Annotated in this window: 14 protein-coding genes; 13 read left to right on the top strand and 1 reads right to left on the bottom strand. The window is 42.9% G+C overall.

Features of this window, described 5'->3' with window-relative positions; genetic code table 11:
* Positions 1–76 precede the first annotated feature (76 nt).
* From ACIQCO_RS06915 to ACIQCO_RS06890, 6 genes are all read left to right on the top strand, one after another.
* A complete protein-coding gene (locus tag ACIQCO_RS06915; RefSeq protein ID WP_400426997.1) occupies positions 77–1819 on the top strand; it encodes a sigma 54-interacting transcriptional regulator in 1743 nt (580 codons plus the stop codon).
* A 188-nt stretch (positions 1820–2007) separates the two neighbouring features.
* Positions 2008–3543: a long-chain-fatty-acid--CoA ligase gene (locus ACIQCO_RS06910; RefSeq protein ID WP_400426996.1), complete on the top strand. Its 1536-nt coding sequence runs from the start codon at positions 2008–2010 to the stop codon at positions 3541–3543.
* A 201-nt stretch (positions 3544–3744) separates the two neighbouring features.
* On the top strand, positions 3745–4890 hold the full coding sequence (locus tag ACIQCO_RS06905) for an acyl-CoA dehydrogenase family protein (protein ID WP_400427429.1): 1146 nt from the start codon (positions 3745–3747) through the stop codon (positions 4888–4890).
* A gap of 18 nt (positions 4891–4908) precedes the next feature.
* A complete protein-coding gene (locus ACIQCO_RS06900) occupies positions 4909–6066 on the top strand; it encodes a thiolase family protein (protein WP_400426995.1) in 1158 nt (385 codons plus the stop codon).
* 316 nt (positions 6067–6382) lie between these two features.
* Positions 6383–7957 carry a fatty acid--CoA ligase gene (locus tag ACIQCO_RS06895; RefSeq protein WP_400426994.1) on the top strand — a complete coding sequence of 525 codons (1575 nt, stop codon included), beginning with the start codon at positions 6383–6385 and terminating at the stop codon, positions 7955–7957.
* A 15-nt stretch (positions 7958–7972) separates the two neighbouring features.
* Complete coding sequence (locus ACIQCO_RS06890; RefSeq protein WP_400426993.1) at positions 7973–9073, top strand: CaiB/BaiF CoA transferase family protein; 1101 nt, start codon at positions 7973–7975, stop codon at positions 9071–9073.
* A 68-nt stretch (positions 9074–9141) separates the two neighbouring features.
* On the opposite strand, the gene ACIQCO_RS06885 is transcribed toward ACIQCO_RS06890, so the two are convergent.
* Positions 9142–10293, bottom strand: a complete 1152-nt coding sequence (locus ACIQCO_RS06885) for a M20 peptidase aminoacylase family protein (protein ID WP_400426992.1) — start codon at positions 10291–10293, stop codon at positions 9142–9144.
* A gap of 211 nt (positions 10294–10504) precedes the next feature.
* Here ACIQCO_RS06885 and ACIQCO_RS06880 point away from each other — a divergent pair, with 211 nt between their 5' ends.
* The 7 genes from ACIQCO_RS06880 to ACIQCO_RS06850 are packed head-to-tail and all read left to right on the top strand — an operon-like array spanning position 10505 to position 18844.
* Complete coding sequence (locus ACIQCO_RS06880; RefSeq protein WP_400426991.1) at positions 10505–11530, top strand: asparaginase; 1026 nt, start codon at positions 10505–10507, stop codon at positions 11528–11530.
* A 26-nt stretch (positions 11531–11556) separates the two neighbouring features.
* Positions 11557–13179, top strand: coding sequence for a glutathione ABC transporter substrate-binding protein (locus ACIQCO_RS06875; protein WP_400426989.1), 1623 nt, complete (start codon positions 11557–11559; stop codon positions 13177–13179).
* A gap of 60 nt (positions 13180–13239) precedes the next feature.
* Complete coding sequence (gene gsiC / locus ACIQCO_RS06870) at positions 13240–14160, top strand: glutathione ABC transporter permease GsiC (protein WP_400426988.1); 921 nt, start codon at positions 13240–13242, stop codon at positions 14158–14160.
* Between the two features lie 35 nt (positions 14161–14195).
* Entirely contained in the window at positions 14196–15092 is an 897-nt protein-coding gene (locus tag ACIQCO_RS06865; RefSeq protein WP_400427428.1) for an ABC transporter permease subunit, read from the top strand.
* A gap of 21 nt (positions 15093–15113) precedes the next feature.
* On the top strand, positions 15114–16103 hold the full coding sequence (locus ACIQCO_RS06860) for an ABC transporter ATP-binding protein (RefSeq protein WP_400426986.1): 990 nt from the start codon (positions 15114–15116) through the stop codon (positions 16101–16103).
* 4 nt (positions 16104–16107) lie between these two features.
* Positions 16108–17070 (top strand): ABC transporter ATP-binding protein, encoded by a 963-nt coding sequence (locus ACIQCO_RS06855; RefSeq protein ID WP_400426985.1) that lies wholly within the window; start codon positions 16108–16110, stop codon positions 17068–17070.
* 40 nt (positions 17071–17110) lie between these two features.
* Positions 17111–18844, top strand: a complete 1734-nt coding sequence (locus ACIQCO_RS06850) for a sigma 54-interacting transcriptional regulator (protein ID WP_400426984.1) — start codon at positions 17111–17113, stop codon at positions 18842–18844.
* Positions 18845–18977 lie beyond the last annotated feature (133 nt).

Here is an 18977-nt window from a genome sequence, read left to right as displayed (position 1 = left end):
AATCTATTCTTACAACTATCATTTATCAATAATAGGGACGAGGAGCCTGTCCCCTCTACCAGTGAGGAGTGATGATGTGCTCCAATTTAAAGATATTATTACACCTGTTGATTTTATTGTTACGGAGGAAACCACGTTAAAAGAAGCGATTACCCTTATGTACCAAAAGAAGTGGAACATTTTGCCAGTTACGGATTCAAGCAAGCATCCGGTCGGGGTTTTTACCCGCAGCAGTTTGCACCAAATGGTGACAGAAGAAACCCCGCTTACGACCCCTATTAAAAATTACATAAAGAAACAAGTTGAAAAGATCAGTATTGATACCCCGTATGAAAAAATCGAAGAACTCGTCAAAAATAGCAGTGTTGGTACTGGTGTGGTTGTCGATAAAGATAATCGTGTCGTCGGTATTCTGACGAAAACAGATATGGTAATGTCGCTGCTGCAAACGTCACAAGAATTACAAACGATAACAAAATTAAAACGAACGCTGGAAACAGCGCTTGACCATGCTTTTGATGGAATTGTCATGGCTGATGAAAGGAAGGTCATCACGATGGTCAGCCCGCCGCTTCTGGAATTGTTCAATCTTCCAATAAAGGAGGTATTGTACAAGGAAGCGGCTAAGGCATTGCCGCATCTTCAGTTAGAAAACGTCTATGAATCGGAGGCAGCGGAGGTTAGCGATTTTTTAGAGATTAACGGAATTAAATATATCGTTCACCGTATTCCAATCGTAGAGGATGGCAAAGTCATCGGGGCAATTGGCAAGGTCGTATTCCGCCAATTAACTGAGGTAAGCGAATTATTTAAAAAGCTGCAGAAGGCTGAAAATAAAGCAAATTTTTATCATCAGCAATATCAGCAGGCGGAAACAGCTAAGTTTACTTGGGATCATATCTTAAGTGTGGATCCTTTGATGGAGAAGTTGAAAAAAAGCGGGGCGAAAGCAGCTAAGGGCAGGTCAACAGTGCTTATCCGCGGTGAAAGCGGCACTGGTAAGGAGCTGTTTGCCCACGCGATTCATAATAGCAGCGCCAGATGTACCGGCAAGTTTATCGTTGTTAATTGCGCGGCGATTCCTGAGGATTTGCTAGAATCTGAGTTTTTTGGTTATGAAGATGGGGCATTTACCGGGGCACGACCGAAAGGGAAGCTTGGAAAGTTCGATTTGGCCAATGGAGGCACGCTTTTCTTGGATGAAATTGGCGATATGTCACTTGGCTTGCAGGCAAAGCTGCTGCGCGTGCTTCAAGAGCGGGAATTCTACCGGGTTGGCGGAACAGGAAAAATAAAGGTTGACGTCAGAATTATTGCCGCAACGAATCGTAATCTAGAAGAAATGGTCAAGGACGGTCTTTTCCGAGAGGATTTATATTATCGCCTTAATGTCATTTCATTAAATGTCCCGCCACTCCGCAATCGTCCGTATGATATTGATAATTTTTTCGGACAGTTTATGATTGAATTTAATCAAATTTTAGGCACAAGCATTTCCGGAATGGAGGCTCGTGCCAGGGAAGCACTCCTCGATTACGACTGGCCGGGAAATGTCCGCGAATTACGGAATGTGATGGAACGGGCGATGACATTTTCCGAAACTGGAAAAATCAAATACGAGGATCTGCCAGATTATCTATTAAATCAGGTTCCGAATAAAGAACTGGCCCTAAATGTATCCATGGTCGAAAATGCAGAGCTGGAAGCGATTAAAAAAGCTCTTGTCCAGGTAAACGGAAATAAAGTCCAAGCGGCAAGATTACTAGGAATCAGCCGTTCGGGATTATATGAAAAAATAAAAAAGTACAAACTAGGATAACAGAAATATTGCTACTATATAGGTGTCCATTTATTGGACACTTATTCTTTTAGGCTGTGTGATTGAAATACACATATCGTTAACTAATAACGCAAAAAGGACTCTGTTCCTTGTTTTCTGAATATTGGCATAAAATTTGCATACTAAAAGTTGGAGTGTATTTTTTAAAATATAGGAGGAATTCCTGGATGAATATCGGAAGTCTTTTGTCGCAATCTGCCCGCAAGTTTCCCCAATTACTTGCAATTGAATGTGAAGGAAGGTCTTATACGTATCGTGAATTTAATGAGGAAGTAAACCGGCTTGCTCACGGCCTATTGGAGCAGGGGGTGAAAAAAGGTGACAAGCTGGCCTTGATGATGAAGAATTCGGATCACTTTGTGTTTACCTTTTTTGCCGCTGCTAAAATTGGTGCTGTTGCCGTCCCGGTAAACTTCCGGTTAACTACTTCAGAGGTTCAGTACATTTTAGAGCAATCGGATGCGGCAATTGTCGTCTGCGACAAGGAATTCGAACAAATCATTGCTGCGGCGAAGCAAGGTACGATTGTGAGTAAGGTGATCACAGTTGGTGAGCCGGAAACGGTGGGCTTTTATTCCTATGAAAAGATTTTATCAAAGAGGACTAGTGAACCGGATGTTGAGGTTTCCGAGAAGGATGATGTCGAGATTTTGTACACATCGGGTACAACAGGCCGCCCAAAAGGAGCCCTCTTTGATCATAGTCAAATTTTTAAAGTCGGAATTTCCGTTGTCATCAATATGGGGATTGGGCAGCATGAGCGCATTCTTCATTTAGCACCGCTTTTCCACTCAGCCCAATTGAACCTATTCCTTATTTCCGGAGTGGCCCTTGGTGCGACCCATATTATTCATCGCGATTTTCATCCAGTTAAAACACTGCAAGCAATTCAAGAGCATAAAATTACCCATCTTTTCGCGGTTCCGGCGATGTATACCTTTCTTCTGCAGGTTCCAAATGCCGCCGATTACGACTTATCTTCCATTAAGAGAGTCGGATACGGTGCGGCCCCAATGGCACCGGAACTGGTCAAAAAAAGCATGGAAATCTTTAAAACGGACCAATTTTATAATCTTTGCGGCTTGACTGAAGCGGGCCCGGGCGGGATTCTCCTTGATCCGGAAGGTCATAAGCTCCATCTCGGTAAGGGAGGGAAGCCAATTTTCATGACGGAAACAAGGGTTGTGAATGAAGAAGGCATGGATGTATTACCCGGTGTGATTGGTGAATTTATTCTCCGCAGTCCGATGGTGATGAAAGAGTATTATAAAAAGCCAGAGGAAACGAAGAGCACTCTTAAAGGCGGTTGGCTCTATACGGGAGATTTGGCGACTATTGACGATGAAGGCTATATTACCTTGGTTGACCGGAAAAAGGACATGATTATCTCAGGCGGGGAGAACGTTTACTCCGTTGAGGTCGAAGGAGTTTTGTGTGAGCATCCGGAGGTCCTCGAAGCAGCGATTATCGGCTTGCCGGATGAGGTCTGGGGCGAGGCCGTCTGTGCGATCATTGTGCCAAAAGAAGGTGCAGTGATTGATGAAGCCGAGCTGCGCAGCTTCTGCCGGGAGAAATTGGCTGGATATAAAGTGCCAAGGCGGATTTTTATTGAGAAGCAGCTGCCTAGGAATGCATCTGGGAAAATATTAAAATATCAGCTTCGGCAGAAAATGAGCGAATTGAGCAGCGGGAAGTTTTCTTAAGGCGGATTTATCATGGATTTGTAGAAAGGCACTTTGAATTTGTAGAATGCAGGCATAAATTTGTAGAATGCATCCGTAAATTTGTAGAATGGCGGAGCGAATTTGTAGAATGTACCCTTATTTTTGTTGAATAATGAAATCCTTTACAAAAGAATACACAAAAACGGAAGCGTTTTCTTGACCGAAAGTGAGGCTTATCGAATGATCCATCCATACTTAAACGAAGATCATAAAATTTTTCGTCAGTCACTAAGAAAGTTTTTAGAAAAAGAAGTATATCCCTTTTATGAGCAGTGGGAGGAGGACCGGATGATTCCCCGTTCCTTTTGGACAAAGATGGGCGAGCAGGGATTTCTGTGCCCGGATATCGATGAAAAATACGGAGGCAGTGAGGTTGATTGGGGATTTGCCGTTGTTATTAACGAGGAACTGGAACGAGTAGGCTCTGGTTTAGTAGGTATTGGACTTCACAATGACATTGTGGTTCCGTATATCACCTCTTACGGAACGGAGGAACAGAAGCAGCGCTGGCTGCCGAAGTGTGTTACCGGTGAAATCATTACTGCGATTGCGATGACAGAGCCTGGAACTGGTTCAGACCTCGCCAACATCAAAACAACCGCCAAGCTGGACGGCGACCATTATGTTGTCAACGGCCAAAAGACGTTCATCACAAACGGTATCCAATCCGACCTTGTGGTTGTTGCTGTTAAGACCGACTTGCAAGCTGTACCGAAGCACAAAGGTGTCAGTCTGCTTGTCATCGAACGAGATGCTCCCGGTTTCTCCAGAGGCAGAAAACTAAACAAAGTGGGACTCCACTCACAGGACACAGCGGAATTAATTTTTGAAGACTGCCGTGTTCCGAAAGAAAATCTGCTTGGCGAGGAGGGCAACGGCTTTCTTTACTTAATGGAAAAACTCCAACAGGAACGGCTTCTTGTCGCGATAGGGGCGCAAACGGCGTCGGAATTGATGCTGAAAATGACTCTGGATTACGTGAAAAGCCGGGAAGCGTTCGGAAAACCTGTCGGCCAGTTTCAAAATACACAGTTTAAAATTGTCGAAATGGCTACCGACATTGAAATGGGCAGGGTGTTTTTAGACCAGTTAATTGCCGAGCATATCGAAGGAAAAAACGTGGTCACAAAGGTGTCAATGGCAAAATGGAAGCTGACCGATATTGCCAAGAAAATAGCGGCAGAATGTATGCAGCTCCACGGCGGTTATGGATATATGGAAGAATACGAGATTGCCAGAAGGTTTCGCGACATTCCGGTTTCGAGCATCTACGCCGGCACGAATGAAATTATGAAAACAATTATTGCGAAAAACCTAGGATTATAGAAAGTGAGGGAGATGAATATGCGTGAGGTAGTAATTGTTGAGGGTGTCCGTACCCCTGTTGGAAGAAGAAATGGTGTGCTTAAGGATATCCGTCCCGATGACCTGGCAGGGCTGACCTTAAAGGAACTCGTCAACCGGGCGGGGATCGATCCCGCGATTGTTGATGATGTTATTTTAGGGTGTGTCACTCAAGCGGGGGAGCAAGCAGGAGATATCGCGCGGGTAGCAGCGTTAATCGCTGGATTTCCAATTGAGGTGCCAGGTACCACGATTGACCGCCAATGCGGATCAAGTCAGCAGGCTGTCCATTTTGCTGCACAGGCGATTCTTGCCGGTGATATGGATGTCGTCATTGCCGGCGGTGTTGAAAGCATGTCTCGTGTACCAATGGGTTTAAATTATAAAGGGGTAGAAGAACCATTTAGTCCGAATTTAAGATCGAAGTACGAGATGATTCATCAAGGGCTGTCGGCAGAGCGGATTGCCGAAAACTACGGATTTACCCGTGAGGAACTTGATCAATTCTCTCTAGAAAGCCATCAAAAGGCATTAAAGGCTCAGGAAGAGGGTTATTTTTCAAGAGAGATTTTTCCGTTAGAAGTAACGCTTCCGGACGGAACAACAACGGTTATTAAGGAGGACTCTGGTCCAAGAAAAGGAACATCGTTGGAAGCCTTGGCAGGTCTAAGAACTTCTTTTAAAGAAGATGGCGTCATTCATGCTGGAAACGCCAGCCAAATTAGCGACGGGGCGGCCGCATTATTACTCATGTCACGTGAGAAAGCGGAAGAACTCGGGCTTAAACCGCGCTTCCGTGTTCACACCCGTGTAGTCGTTGGTTCCGACCCAACCTTAATGCTGACGGGACCAATTCCGGCGACACAAAAGGCATTGGAAAAATCCGGGCTCTCCATCGAGGATATCGATGTATTCGAAGTAAATGAGGCATTCGCGCCAGTACCGCTTGCCTGGCTGAAGGATATGGGTGCAGACCCGGCGAAGCTGAATCCAAATGGCGGTGCGATTGCCCTTGGTCATCCACTAGGCGGCAGCGGTGCGCGCTTGATGGTGACCATGATGCACGAGCTTGAGCGCAGCGGCGGCCGCTACGGTTTGCAAACAATGTGCGAAGGCCACGGAATGGCAAATGCTACGATAATTGAGCGGTTAGATTAATATTCAGAGTTTATTTTTCTGCCCGTCTAAATTGGATTCGCCGATAGGATGGGGAAATTCGCCGATAGAATGCCAAAATTCGCCGATAGAAAGGCCAGATTCGCCGATAGAACCCGAAAATTCGCTGATAGAACGGAATATTGTTTGATAATATCGAGATCTATGATTGTAACCGGGGTAGATTGTATAGAAAAAACAAGTTGGAGTTATAAAACGCAAAAAATATAGATTTTTTCTAGGTAAACACTCTTCGAAATTAATTAAGGCAACCGGCATCCGCCGATTGCCTGCAAATCTATCAATGGAGGCGATTAATATGACCACAACGATCGGAAAAATCTTTGATTTAACAGTGAAAAAGTTTCCAAACAAGGAAGCTATCTATGACGTAAGGAAAAATGTCCGCTATACGTACAAAGAGTGGAGCCATCAGGTCAACCGGCTGGGAAATGCCCTGCTAAATGAAGGAGTCAAAAAAGGAGACCGCGTCTCCACCTTCATGTTTAACACCGAAGAATTGGGAACTGCCTTCTTTGCCTGCGCGAAAATCGGAGCTATTTTTAATCCGATTAATTTCCGCCTCACTCCTGAGGAAGTTGCGTATATTTTATCGGATGCCACTCCCAGGGTTGTTCTTTTTGAAAAAGCATTGGAGCCAGTAATCGGGGCGATAGAAAACCGCTTCGACAAAATCTCCTTCTGGTTCATTGATGAGGAAAAACCGGAATACGCCACCAGCTATCAAGAAAAAGTCGCCTCCGCCTCCACCAAAGATGTTCAAGCTGAAATCAATGAGAACGATATCTACGCATTTATCTATACAAGCGGCACAACCGGAAGGCCAAAAGGAGTCATGCACAGCCACCGAAATATGGTCGATCAAAGCGTATTATGTAATGCTGCTCAGAAGCTTGATTCGGAAGATGTAGGCCTTGTGACAGCACCGATGTTTCATTGTGCCGAACTGCATTGCGCCTTCCTGCCAAGGGTGCATATTGGTGCAAAAAATGTCATCCTGCATCAATTCAATCCTAAAGCGATCCTTCGTTTAATTGAACAAGAAAAAATTACGAAATTATTTGCTGCTCCAACCATGTGGAACATGCTTCTTCAGGAAGATTTAAGCCAATATGATCTATCAAGTCTGAAACTTGGTTTATATGGTGCAGCTCCAATGGCTCCATCTCTGGTGCATGCTCTCCATAACCGCTTAGGAATCACCTTAATTCAAGCCTATGGAATGACGGAAATGGGACCGGCGATTACCTTTTTATCAGAGGCCGACCAGCTCCGAAAAGCAGGTTCAGCTGGCCAAGCGGCTTTAAGTCATGATATCAGGGTAGTCCGGACAAGGGAAGGCGGGCCATCTGAACCTGATGATATCGTTCCAGTCGGGGAAACTGGTGAGATTATTGTTCAAGGGCCGTGTATGATGATTGGTTATTTCAATCGCGAAGAAGCAACGGAAAATGCGCTGTATAAAGGCTGGTACCATTCAGGCGACATTGGTTACCTTGATGAAGATGGTTTCCTGTTTGTAAATGATCGTGTCGACGATATGATTATCAGCGGCGGGGAGAATATCTACCCAAGGGAAGTCGAGGATGTCTTGCACGCACATCCGGGTGTTCTTGATGTTGCGATTGTCGGTCAGCCTGATGACCGCTGGGGCGAAACCGTGACGGCTTTTGTTGTGAAAAAAGATCCGAATGTGAACGAAGAGGACTTGGATGAATTCTGCAAAAATAGTGATAGTCTCGCAAACTATAAACGCCCGCGTAAATATGTTTTCTGTGAGACATTGCCGCGAAATGCCAGCGGGAAAATCATGAAATTTGTCCTAAGAAAACAGCTGGAGGAGCTTTTTACTCCCGGTCCAACGAATACGTAGGAAAGGATCTTCACGATGTTAAAAGGTGTGAAAGTCATCGATTTCACGAACTACCTTCCTGGCCCTTTTGCTACGTTGCGATTAGCAGAATTGGGTGCGGAAATTATTAAGGTGGAGCCGCCCGAAGGAGATCCTGCTCGATATACCGGAATTTCTAAACAGGGAAGTGGACTTGTTTTTCTTGCCAACAACCGCCAGAAAAAAAGCATTACCCTTAATTTAAAGGAAGAATCCGGCGTCGAAATGGCGTTAAAATTAATTGCCCATGCCGATGTTGTGATTGAAAGCTTCAGACCTGGTGTGATGGAGAAACTCGGGCTCGGGTATGTGGCCGTGCAAAAGGTGAAGCCTGATATCGTCTACTGTTCTATCTCCGGCTACGGTCAGCAGGGACTGTTAAGTAAGCTTGGTAATCACGATCTCAATTATATGGCATTAAGCGGTGTCTTGGCTCAGTTAAAGGATAAACAGGGGAGACCTGTCCATCCATCGATTACGCTAGCTGATTATTTGGGCGGGTTTGCCGCAAATGAACGGATTCTAGCCGGACTGGTCTCTCGATTTTTAACGGGACAAGGAAGCTATCATTCTATTGCCATCACCGACCAACTGGTTTCATTGCTAGGGAATCACGTCATGGTCGAAAATGAAACGGGCGAGGGGACAGGGATTGATGCACTTAATGGCAGCATCATTTCATACGCATTATATAAAACGATGGACGAACGTTATATGAGCCTGGGAGCGCTGGAACCAAAGTTTTGGCAGAATTTCTGCCTGGCTCATGGACGCGAGGACTGGCTCCGAGCCCATTTTTCCAAAACGGATGAATCTAATCCTGTCTATCAAGAAGTTACCGCCATCTTTAAAAGCAAAACCTTCTATGAGTGGATCGAGTTCGCCCAAAAGGTAGATTGCTGCATGGCACCAGTACTTGAGATCGGAGAACTTCAGGACAATCCTTATTTTAAAGAGAAGGAACTTATTTTTGCCTCCCCCTGGGGAGATTATCAAGTTAAAATGCACAGTGATATTGAACATACCTTAATTACGCCTCCACCTCATAAAGGCCAGAATAATGATGAACTTTTGAATAAAACAAGGGACAGCCTCTAAATGCTGTCCCTTGTTTTTATTTTGCGCGCTCACCCTTGCAGCTCGCCAGCCGGTGAGTGGGTAATCCCCTAATTAGTCTTAGGTGAATCCCCTTTTTCAAGCGTATTAAATGTTTTAATAATCGTCTTAGCCAAAATTTCGATTCCTGTCAGTAGTGCATCATGATTAAATGTCATTTTTGGATGATGGAGACCTGGTACTAAGTCACAACCAAGCCCAAGCATCGTTGCTTTAATATTTGGTCTCTTTAGTGTGTAAAAATGAAAGTCCTCGCCTCCGCTGGACATGTAGGGCATGACATGGTTATCCTGTCCAAGTGTTTCCGTAATGACATCCTGCATAATTGCTTGTGCCTCCGCACTAATTTGGGCAGCGGCGACTCCAGCATTCACTTGAAGTGCAATCTCTACCCCGTAAAGCGAAGAAACAGATTCCATGATTTTTTCAACCCGCTCGGATAGTTGATTCATGACATCGTTACTTTGCGCACGAAGATCCAACGCGAATGTTGCACGCCCAGGGATGATATTGCTGCTTTCTCCGCCTGCATGGAATGATGTCATTTTAACTGAGTAAGGGACCATCGGGTTAAGATGGATTTTGCTGAGCTCATTAACGATTGCTGCCCCAACCTCAATGGCATTTTGACCTTGATGCGGTCTGGCACCGTGGGCATCGGTTCCATTTATTTGACCAGTAATAAATTTGGCTGCACCGTTAATAATTCCCGATGAAGCCTTTCCAAAGGGTACCTCTTCCTTCGGGCGAAGATGAACACCATATAAATAGTTAATATCATCGACCACTCCTTTTTCAATTAACTTTAATGCCCCTGTTCCTTTTTCCTCTGCTGGTTGAAAAATGAATTTTAACCTGCCAGGTGGTTGATAATTCATCTTTTTAAATAAAAGTAATGTCCCGAAAACAATCGTCATATGCGCATCATGGCCACAAGAGTGATTGGCTTGAAACGTGCCGTCTACCTCCTGCCAAAGTGCGTCGATATCTGTTCGCAGCCCAACACAGGCTTCACCCGAGCCAATTTCAGTAACTAGGCCGGTACAATCATCAAAAGATGTAATGGAAAGATCAAGGTTTTCTATCAATCCCTTCAAATAATCTGTCGTGTTATATTCCTTCCAGCTAATCTCGGGATTGGTATGTAAATGGTTAAAAATACGGAAAAGCTCTGATTTCAATTCAGCTAACTCTGTCTGCATGATTTCCTCCTTGGAACTGATTAATTGGGTGAATTAGGTCGATTTCGCCACAAAAAATAGGAACCTATTCTTTTATTAAATGGTTTATTGACAAATTGTATCAAAATAATCTAAAAATTAAAACTAAATAGGTTGTTTTAGGTTAAAAAGTGTTTTATAATAATTTGAAATTATTAAAATTTTTAAATTAATAGAAATGAGGGGTGATAGAATGGATTCTACTAAATTAGTTAATGTGACTAGGGGGAATCTGGTAGAAAGTTCTCATAAGGGGCACGTAGCCGTCGTAGACTCAAAGGGTCAATTACTATACTTTGCAGGAAATCCTAACGCTAAAGTTTTTGCCCGTTCCTCCATGAAACCAATTCAAGCGATTCCAGTAGTGGAAACAGGAGCTGCCGACCATTATGAATTCAGTGATGCTGATCTTTCCTTATGCTGTGCTTCGCATAATGGCGAGAATATGCACACCGATCGTGTACTATCCATACTTGCAAGGTCGGGAATGGAGGATACCTGTTTAAAATGCGGCACCCATATTCCTCGTTGGCAAGATACATATAAGCAGCTAATTTTGGAAGGGAAGGACGTAACCCCTTTATATAACAACTGTTCCGGGAAGCATACAGGGATGCTGGCAACAGCGAAACATATGAATGAACCGATTGAAAATTATTATGATTTGGACCATCCCGTTCAACAACGGATTCTGGCCGCAGTTAGTGAAATGACGGACTATCCAAAAGAAGAGATTGAAATTGGGATAGACGGATGCGGCGTGCCAGTTCACGGGGTGCCGCTAGAACGACTGGCTTATGGCTATGCAAAAATGGCCAAGCCTGACGAACTTTCTGAGAAACGTCGTGACGCAATCAAGCGAATTACTAAAGCAATGGTCAATGCGCCGGAAATGGTTGGCGGCACCGATCGTTTTTGTACAGATTTTATGAGAGTCGGCCAAGGGAGATTTATTGGTAAAGCAGGTGCGGAAGGCGTTTACTGTATTGGAGATCTTGAAACTGGAATGGGGATTGCGATCAAAATTGAAGATGGAAATGGTCGAGGTGTTTACCCGGTTGCGGTGGAAGTGTTAAAACAGCTGAATTTTTTAACGGATCAACAAATTGAAGAACTCATGGGTCACTTTCGTCCAAAATTACGGAATGCTCGTAATGAAGTGATTGGGGAATTGGCAGCTGATTTCAAGCTTCAAAGTGCAGGAGCACTTCAAGAATAATTTTTACTATAAAAGGAGGAAGTACATTGAAAAATCGTTATTTGCATACGTTACTTGCCGTATTTGTTATGTGCAGCTTGTTCTTAATTGGGTGCAGCAATTCAAACAAGGCTTCAAGTGATTCGAAAGATGGCAAAAAAAATATTAAACCGGCGGAAACACAGGAGTTGGCTAAAAAAGAAGGAAAAGACGTTACAATTGCTGTTGCGGATAATTTTATTAGTATGGATCCACATGACACAAATGATACGCTTTCTTATTCAGCCCAAAAAACCATGCTTGAAGGATTGGTTGGTTTTGACAAGGATATGAAGGTTGTCCCAGTTCTTGCCGAAAGCTTTACGGCTAATGATACTGCGACGGAATTTACTTTTAAACTTCGTCAAGGTATTACTTTCCATGATGGAACACCATTTAATGCCGAAGCAGTAAAAGTAAATATTGACCGCTTAGCAAATCCGGACCTTAACCTAAAGCGTCATAGCTTATTTGCCCTTGTGAAAGAGACACAAGCTGTCGATGAAAACACTGTTAAAGTTGTTTTAAGCGAACCATTTGGTGCGATGATTAATACATTTGCCCATCCTGCGGCAATGATGATTAGTCCGAAAGCGTTAGAAACCTATGGCAAGGATGTCTCACAGCACCCAGTCGGAACAGGACCATTTAAATTTGCAGATTGGGATCAAAGCGATCACTTAAAAGTTGTGAAGAATGATCAATACTGGAAAAAAGACTATCCGAAGGTTGATTCGATTACATTCAAGCCAACACCTGAAAATGGTGCGCGTGTAGCGATGCTTCAAACAGGAGAGGCGGATTTTATCTATCCAGTGCCAACTGAGCAAGCCGAAAGCCTTAACGGTAAAAACGGTATTGTGGTTGAAAACAAACAATCAATTGTTGTCCGTTATTTATCGATGAATACAATAAAGAAACCATACAGTGATGTCCGTGTTCGCCAAGCCATTAACTATGCAATCAATAAGGATGCATTCGTAAAAGTTGTTATGAACGGTTTTGCGACACCATTAGACTCTGTCATTGCTCCAAACGTTCAGTTTTATTCAAAACAAGATCAGTACAAATTCAATCTTGAAAAGGCTAAAGAATTGCTGAAGGATGCCGGTTTTGAAAAGGGCTTTACTGCAAAATTATGGGGCAGCAACAGCTCGCAAACGATTAAAGGAATGGAATTTATTCAGCAGCAGCTTGCTCAAATTGGCGTAAAGGTTGAAATCGTCCCAATGGAATCTGGAACAATGGCAGACAAAATTTGGTCTGTTCAAGATCCAAATGCAGCGGAGATTGAATTGTATTATGGCGGCTGGTCACCATCAACAGGTGATGCGGACTGGGGTATTCGACCGCTTGTAGGCGGTAAAGATGCATTCCCGCCGAAATCCTATAACACTGCTTATTATAACAATGATGAAGTAAACCAAGCGATTAAAGATGCTCTTGCTACTGCAGATTCCGATAAGCGAAAAGCAGCATATGAAAAGGCTCAAACGGAGATTTGGAAGGATGCTCCATGGGCGTTCTTATCCGTGGATGACACGATGGCAGGAAAGAAAAACTACCTGGAAGGCATTAACTTGCTGCCAGATGGTGCATTAAGTGTTGAAAATATCGAAATCAAACAATAAGTAAGGTTGAGCGCTATAGTCATATAGCGCTCATCTATTATCTGCAAAGGAGGAATCCAATTGTTAAAATATTTTTTTAAAAGATTAATTGGAATCATACCTATTTTATTCTTTGTTTCCATTTTTATTTTTCTGTTTGTGCATATGATTCCAGGAGATCCTGCTAGATTAGTAGCGGGACAGGATGCCAGTTTAGCAGATGTCCAAGCAGTTCAGAGAGAGCTCGGCTTAGACAAGCCATTGTATACCCAGTATGCAGAATTCGTAAAAAATATTGTTCAAGGGGACTTCGGTTTATCGTTAAAGACAAAACGTCCTGTTTTTGATGAAATTGCCGCGCGCTTTATGCCTACTTTTTGGTTAACCTTTTGGAGTATGATTTGGGCTGTTTTATTTGGCCTTGTGGTGGGCGTATTTTCTGCAACGAAAAGAAATAAATGGCAGGATTATCTCGGAATGTTCGGGGCCGTATCAGGAATCTCCCTTCCATCCTTTTGGCTCGGCCTTATGTTAATTCAATTATTTGCCGTAAATTTGGGCTGGCTGCCAACTGGCGGGATGGATTCTTGGAAGAGTTATATCTTACCTTCCATCACACTTGGGGCTGGAGTTGCAGCCGTTATCGCACGGTTTTCCCGGTCTTCATTAATGGAAGTCATGAAAGAAGACTATATTCGTACAGGACGTGCGAAAGGATTAAAAGAAAATAGAGTTGTTTGGGGCCATGCGTTAAAAAATTCCATGATTCCCGTTGTCACCATGGCAGGGTTACAGTTTGGATTTCTACTTGGCGGCTCAATCGTCATTGAAACGGTGTTTAGCTGGCCTGGTTTAGGGAGATTGCTGATTGATTCTGTTTCCTTCCGCGATTACCCAGTTATCCAGGCAGAAATGCTCTTGTTTGCTTTAGAATTCATTTTAATAAATTTATTTGTCGATCTATTATACGGGGTTTTAAATCCGCAAATCCGTTACGAATAATGGGTGAGAAAAAGGAGGAAAGATTAATGGCGGAAATGAAAGTAGGAGAAGTGATTCGACAACCGCTTCCTCAAGCAGTTAACGGTAAAAAGAGTACACCAAAACAAGAGTTTTGGCGGAAGTTTAAAAAGCAAAAAATGGCGTTAGCCGCCGGCTTTTTTGTTGTAATCCTGTTTTTATTAGGAATTATTGGTCCCTTTATCGCGCCTTTTGGTGCGGCGGAATTTGATTATGACCACATTCTTGAGGGGCCGTCCGCAGCACACTGGGCTGGTACAGACGCGTATGGGCGGGATATCTTTAGCCGCATTCTCATTGGAACAAGACTATCACTTTTTGTTAGTTTATTATCTGTATTTTTAGGGGCGGTTGGAGGAACAATCCTAGGACTTATCAGCGGATACTATGGCAAATGGATTGATAATTTAATTATGCGATTCTGCGATATTCTCTTTGCTTTTCCTGGGATTTTACTGGCGATTGGAATAATTGCAATTCTTGGACCAGGTTTAGGGAACGTCGTTATTGCTATTTCCATTTTCAGTGTTCCTATTTTTGCAAGGATTGTAAGAAGCAGTACACTACAGGTGAAAGCAACTGTTTATGTGGAAGCGACGAGATCAATTGGTGCAAAACCGCGCAGAATCATTTGGAAGCATATTTTTCCTGGAACTCTTTCAAGTATTATCGTAAATTTTACGATGCGTCTTGGCACGGCAATCTTAACAGCCGCATCGTTAAGTTTTCTTGGTCTTGGAGCACAGCCGCCATCACCTGAGTGGGGAGCGATGCTAAGCGGCGGAAGGGATTATTTAAATAATGCTCCACATGTGACCTTTTTTCCGGGACTTGCAATCTTTCTAACCGTGCTGGCGTTTAACCTGTTTGGTGATGGGCTAAGGGATGCGTTAGATCCAAAAATTAAAGATTAACCATCAGAAAGGGGTACGGTGATGGCTGAAAAAATACTTGAAATAAAGAATCTGCAAACACATTTTACGAGCGACAGCGGAGTGGTGAAAGCCGTTGATGGTGTAACAATAACGGTCAATAAAGGGGAAACGGTTGGAGTCGTTGGCGAATCAGGGTGTGGTAAAAGTGTTACCTCATTATCGGTAATGCGCCTGTTAAAGGATACCCCCGGAAAGATAGTAGGCGGATCGATTGAATTCGAAGGAAAGAACCTGGAAGCCATTTCTGAAAAAGAAATGCGTTTGATCAGAGGCAATGAAATTGCGATGATTTTCCAAGAACCAATGACGTCGTTAAACCCAGTCTATAAAATAGGCAGGCAAATAGAAGAAGCGGTCCAGCTTCATTTGAAATATGACAAAAAACAAGCAAGAGAACACGCCATCAATATGCTAAAGCTGGTCGGGATTCCAAGAGCAGAGGAAATCGTTGATGAATTTCCCTATCAGTTATCCGGAGGTATGCGGCAGCGGGTCATGATTGCAATGGCAATGGCTTGTAAACCTAAGCTTTTGATTGCTGACGAGCCGACTACTGCGTTAGATGTGACCATTCAAGCGCAAATTTTAGATTTAATGAGGAAATTAAGTAAAGAAGGCGATACGGCCATTATGCTGATTACTCATGATTTAGGGGTAGTTGCTGAAATGTGTGATCGGGTTGTCGTGATGTATGCAGGCAAAGTGGTAGAAGAAGCGGATGTTTTTACCATCTTTGAAAATCCAAAACATCCGTATACAGAAGGGTTACTGTATTCCGTTCCAAAGCTTGGTCAAAAGGTCGACAGATTGGATTCGATTCCAGGGAATGTTCCTACACCTAGCAATATGCCTGAGGGATGCAAATTTGCACCCCGCTGCCCAAAGGTTATGGATATATGTAGACAGCAGGATCCAGATTTACTGCTAATAGAGAAAGAACATACATGCAGATGCTGGCTCTATCAGAATAGCGAAGTATTGGAGGTATAAGCCTATGGAAGCTCCATTAGTTGAAGTGAAAAACTTGAAAAAATACTTCCCGAAGAACAAAGGGTTATTTGGCGGGAAGAAGTCCTTTGTCAAGGCAGTAGATGATGTCTCCTTTACGATTAAAAAAGGTGAAACGCTTGGCCTTGTTGGTGAAAGCGGCTGTGGAAAGTCGACTACCGGAAGAATGCTGATGAGATTGCTTGATCCGACAGAAGGGCAAATTTTATTTGAAGGAAATGAAATCAGTAGTTTAAACGATAATCAAATTCGGGATATCAGAAAAGAATTTCAAATGGTGTTCCAAGACCCATATGCGTCATTAAATCCAAGGATGAAGGTAAGCGACATTATTGCCGAACCTCTAATCGTTCATGGCTATCCAAAAGAAAAAAGAGAAGAACGTGTCCAGCATTTATTAGAGGTAGTTGGATTAAACGCCTATCATGCGGACCGATTTCCCCATGAATTTAGCGGCGGCCAAAGGCAGAGAATTGGGATTGCCCGCGCACTTGCCGTTAATCCAAAACTAATTGTTGCAGATGAACCTGTTTCAGCGTTAGATGTATCCATTCAATCGCAAATTTTAAACCTTTTAAAGGATCTTCAAGAGGAATTTAATTTAACCTATTTATTTATTGCACACGATTTAAGCGTGGTTGAACATATAAGTGACCGTGTTGGTGTCATGTACCTTGGAAAGATTGTCGAATTGGCCGATAAGGATAACTTATATAAAGAACCTTTACACCCCTATACAAAAGCATTGCTTTCTGCGGTTCCGGTACCCAATCCCCGCTTGAAAAGGGAGCGGATTATTTTAACTGGGGATATTCCAAGTCCGTCCAATCCACCAAGTGGCTGCACTTTTCATACGAGATGTCCCTTTGCAATGGAAGAGTGTAAAAAAGTGGTTCCGCAGCTCAAAGAAATTTCCAATAGGCATTTTGTATCATGCCATTTATACTAGTATAATAGAAATACTTTGAAGGTATTCGGGGGTTGTACTGGTGAAATCTAATCGAGCTATTCACATTATTGCAATACAAGAGAACTACTTAGAAGAAATAACGAAACAAATGAAAGACGTGCTCGGCCATGAGATTATGATTAGACCAACTGCGCTAAAAGAATTACGGGCCAATATGGTTCAGGACGATGATATTGTTGTTCTTTCCCATCATATGATAAAAGGATTAGTCAGCCAGCTAATTCCTGCTGAATGCCCGTGTATTATTGCGAAGCGGGATGTTAACTTTGCCAATGCAAGGGAATTAATTAATCTTCCCCCGGGGCAAAAGATTCTTGTTGTTAATGATACGAAGACAAATATCGAAGAGACTGTTGCTTCGCTGAGAGAAACGATTTTTGAGCATGAGTACTATCCATACAACCCAGATGAATCAATCCCGGATTCGATAGATTACATTTTAACACCAGGAGAATTGGACTTCTTACCTACGGGTTTAACAGACGTGATTAATATCGGTTCAAGACTTTTAGATATCGAGACATTTTACGAAATAGCAGCCGCTCTTGGATTTAAAATTGATCAAACACAAATAGTAAAAAGATATTTTAAAACTCTAGTATCTCTTTCACCGGAATTTGAAGAGGGAAAAAGTAGTACAAAATCGAATCAAATAAAGGATATTCGCAATGTTGCCAGCTATTCATTTCAAGATGTAATAGCAGTGAGTGAGTCGATGCAGAAAGTCGTTCAGCTTGGAAAGGAATTTGCCAAAACACCACTCCCAGTCCATCTATACGGCGAAGATGGGACCGGGAAAAGCATGCTCGCCCAGGCCATTCATCATCATTCCTGCCAATCTGGTAATCCTTTTATTTCGATTAATTGTAAATCTAAATCCACCGACATGTTGGAAAGAGAATTGTTTGGATCCGAAGAAAACCAGATGATTTCTATTGGTGCATTTGAAATTGCTGAAAATGGAACCGTATATTTGGAAGATGCGGATGAATTGCTCATTCCACTTCAAAACAGAATTTTTCGGGCAATAAAGGAAAAAAAATTTCAGCGTGTGGGTGGTACCAAGACCATTCCTTTTCAGGCAAGATTGATTTCATGCAGTAAACAAGGATTGATAGGGCAAACTGAGAGTGGAGAGTTTAACCGTTCTTTTTATGAAGCGCTAACGTCATTGTCATTAAAGGTCCCATCCTTAAAGGATCGTAGAGAAGATTTTGTTGCGTTAATCGAGGATATAAAAGGAAGACTGAAGAAAACAGATATTATTTTGAATCAGGAAGTAATGAATCAATTACTGGATTATGATTGGCCAGGGAATGTGACAGAACTGTATAATACCATTACTTATCTATCTTTCTTAGGAGAACAAACGATAGAGGTAGAATTATTGCCTTTGCGAATACGAATAGAGGAGAGTAACTTCCACTCTTTACCACAGCCAGAAATCAATCCAAATGAGGCAATAAGAAAAATTGAAGCTCATGGCTTTTTGGAGGAAAGTGTTGAAATCCTTAGGATATTTGAAGGTGGAAAGCGGGAACGGACTTCATATGGGCGGTTGACGCTTAAAAAGCATCTAGAGGATAAGGGGATAAATCTCACCGAACAGCAATTGCGCATGAGAATGGAAGTCCTGCAGGAACTAGATTTATTAATTGTTCGACAGGGAAGGGCAGGATCAACCATTTCACAAAATGGAGAGGAATTTCTTCAATTTATTTCCAATTCTATTCTAGAAAAATCAAAAAGATAAATAAGAAACAAAACGAAGAGGCTAATGCGCCTCTTTTTCTGGTGTGCCAGGCATGGCAACTATCTAGGTGGTGAAAGTCCACTGTGGGGGTACACATCGACCAACCACTAAGGAGGCGCAAGGTACTTACCGT

This window comes from Neobacillus sp. NPDC093127 (assembly GCF_044754175.1).
In the GTDB taxonomy this organism is placed as follows: Bacteria; Bacillota; Bacilli; order Bacillales; family Cytobacillaceae; genus Neobacillus.
Note: the sequence above shows the minus strand (reverse complement) of the source record. Positions and strands in the feature narration are given on the sequence as shown.

What these genes read in the sequence shown, in the direction of transcription:
- ACIQCO_RS06910 (WP_400426996.1), top strand. Translation starts at nt 2,008, where the DNA reads ATGAATATCGGAAGTCTTTTGTCGCAATCTGCCCGCAAGTTTCCCCAA.
- ACIQCO_RS06905 (WP_400427429.1), top strand. Translation starts at nt 3,745, where the DNA reads ATGATCCATCCATACTTAAACGAAGATCATAAAATTTTTCGTCAGTCA.
- ACIQCO_RS06900 (WP_400426995.1), top strand. Translation starts at nt 4,909, where the DNA reads ATGCGTGAGGTAGTAATTGTTGAGGGTGTCCGTACCCCTGTTGGAAGA.
- ACIQCO_RS06895 (WP_400426994.1), top strand. Translation starts at nt 6,383, where the DNA reads ATGACCACAACGATCGGAAAAATCTTTGATTTAACAGTGAAAAAGTTT.
- ACIQCO_RS06890 (WP_400426993.1), top strand. Translation starts at nt 7,973, where the DNA reads ATGTTAAAAGGTGTGAAAGTCATCGATTTCACGAACTACCTTCCTGGC.
- ACIQCO_RS06885 (WP_400426992.1), bottom strand. Translation starts at nt 10,293, where the DNA reads ATGCAGACAGAGTTAGCTGAATTGAAATCAGAGCTTTTCCGTATTTTT.
- ACIQCO_RS06880 (WP_400426991.1), top strand. Translation starts at nt 10,505, where the DNA reads ATGGATTCTACTAAATTAGTTAATGTGACTAGGGGGAATCTGGTAGAA.
- ACIQCO_RS06865 (WP_400427428.1), top strand. Translation starts at nt 14,196, where the DNA reads ATGAAAGTAGGAGAAGTGATTCGACAACCGCTTCCTCAAGCAGTTAAC.
- ACIQCO_RS06860 (WP_400426986.1), top strand. Translation starts at nt 15,114, where the DNA reads ATGGCTGAAAAAATACTTGAAATAAAGAATCTGCAAACACATTTTACG.
- ACIQCO_RS06855 (WP_400426985.1), top strand. Translation starts at nt 16,108, where the DNA reads ATGGAAGCTCCATTAGTTGAAGTGAAAAACTTGAAAAAATACTTCCCG.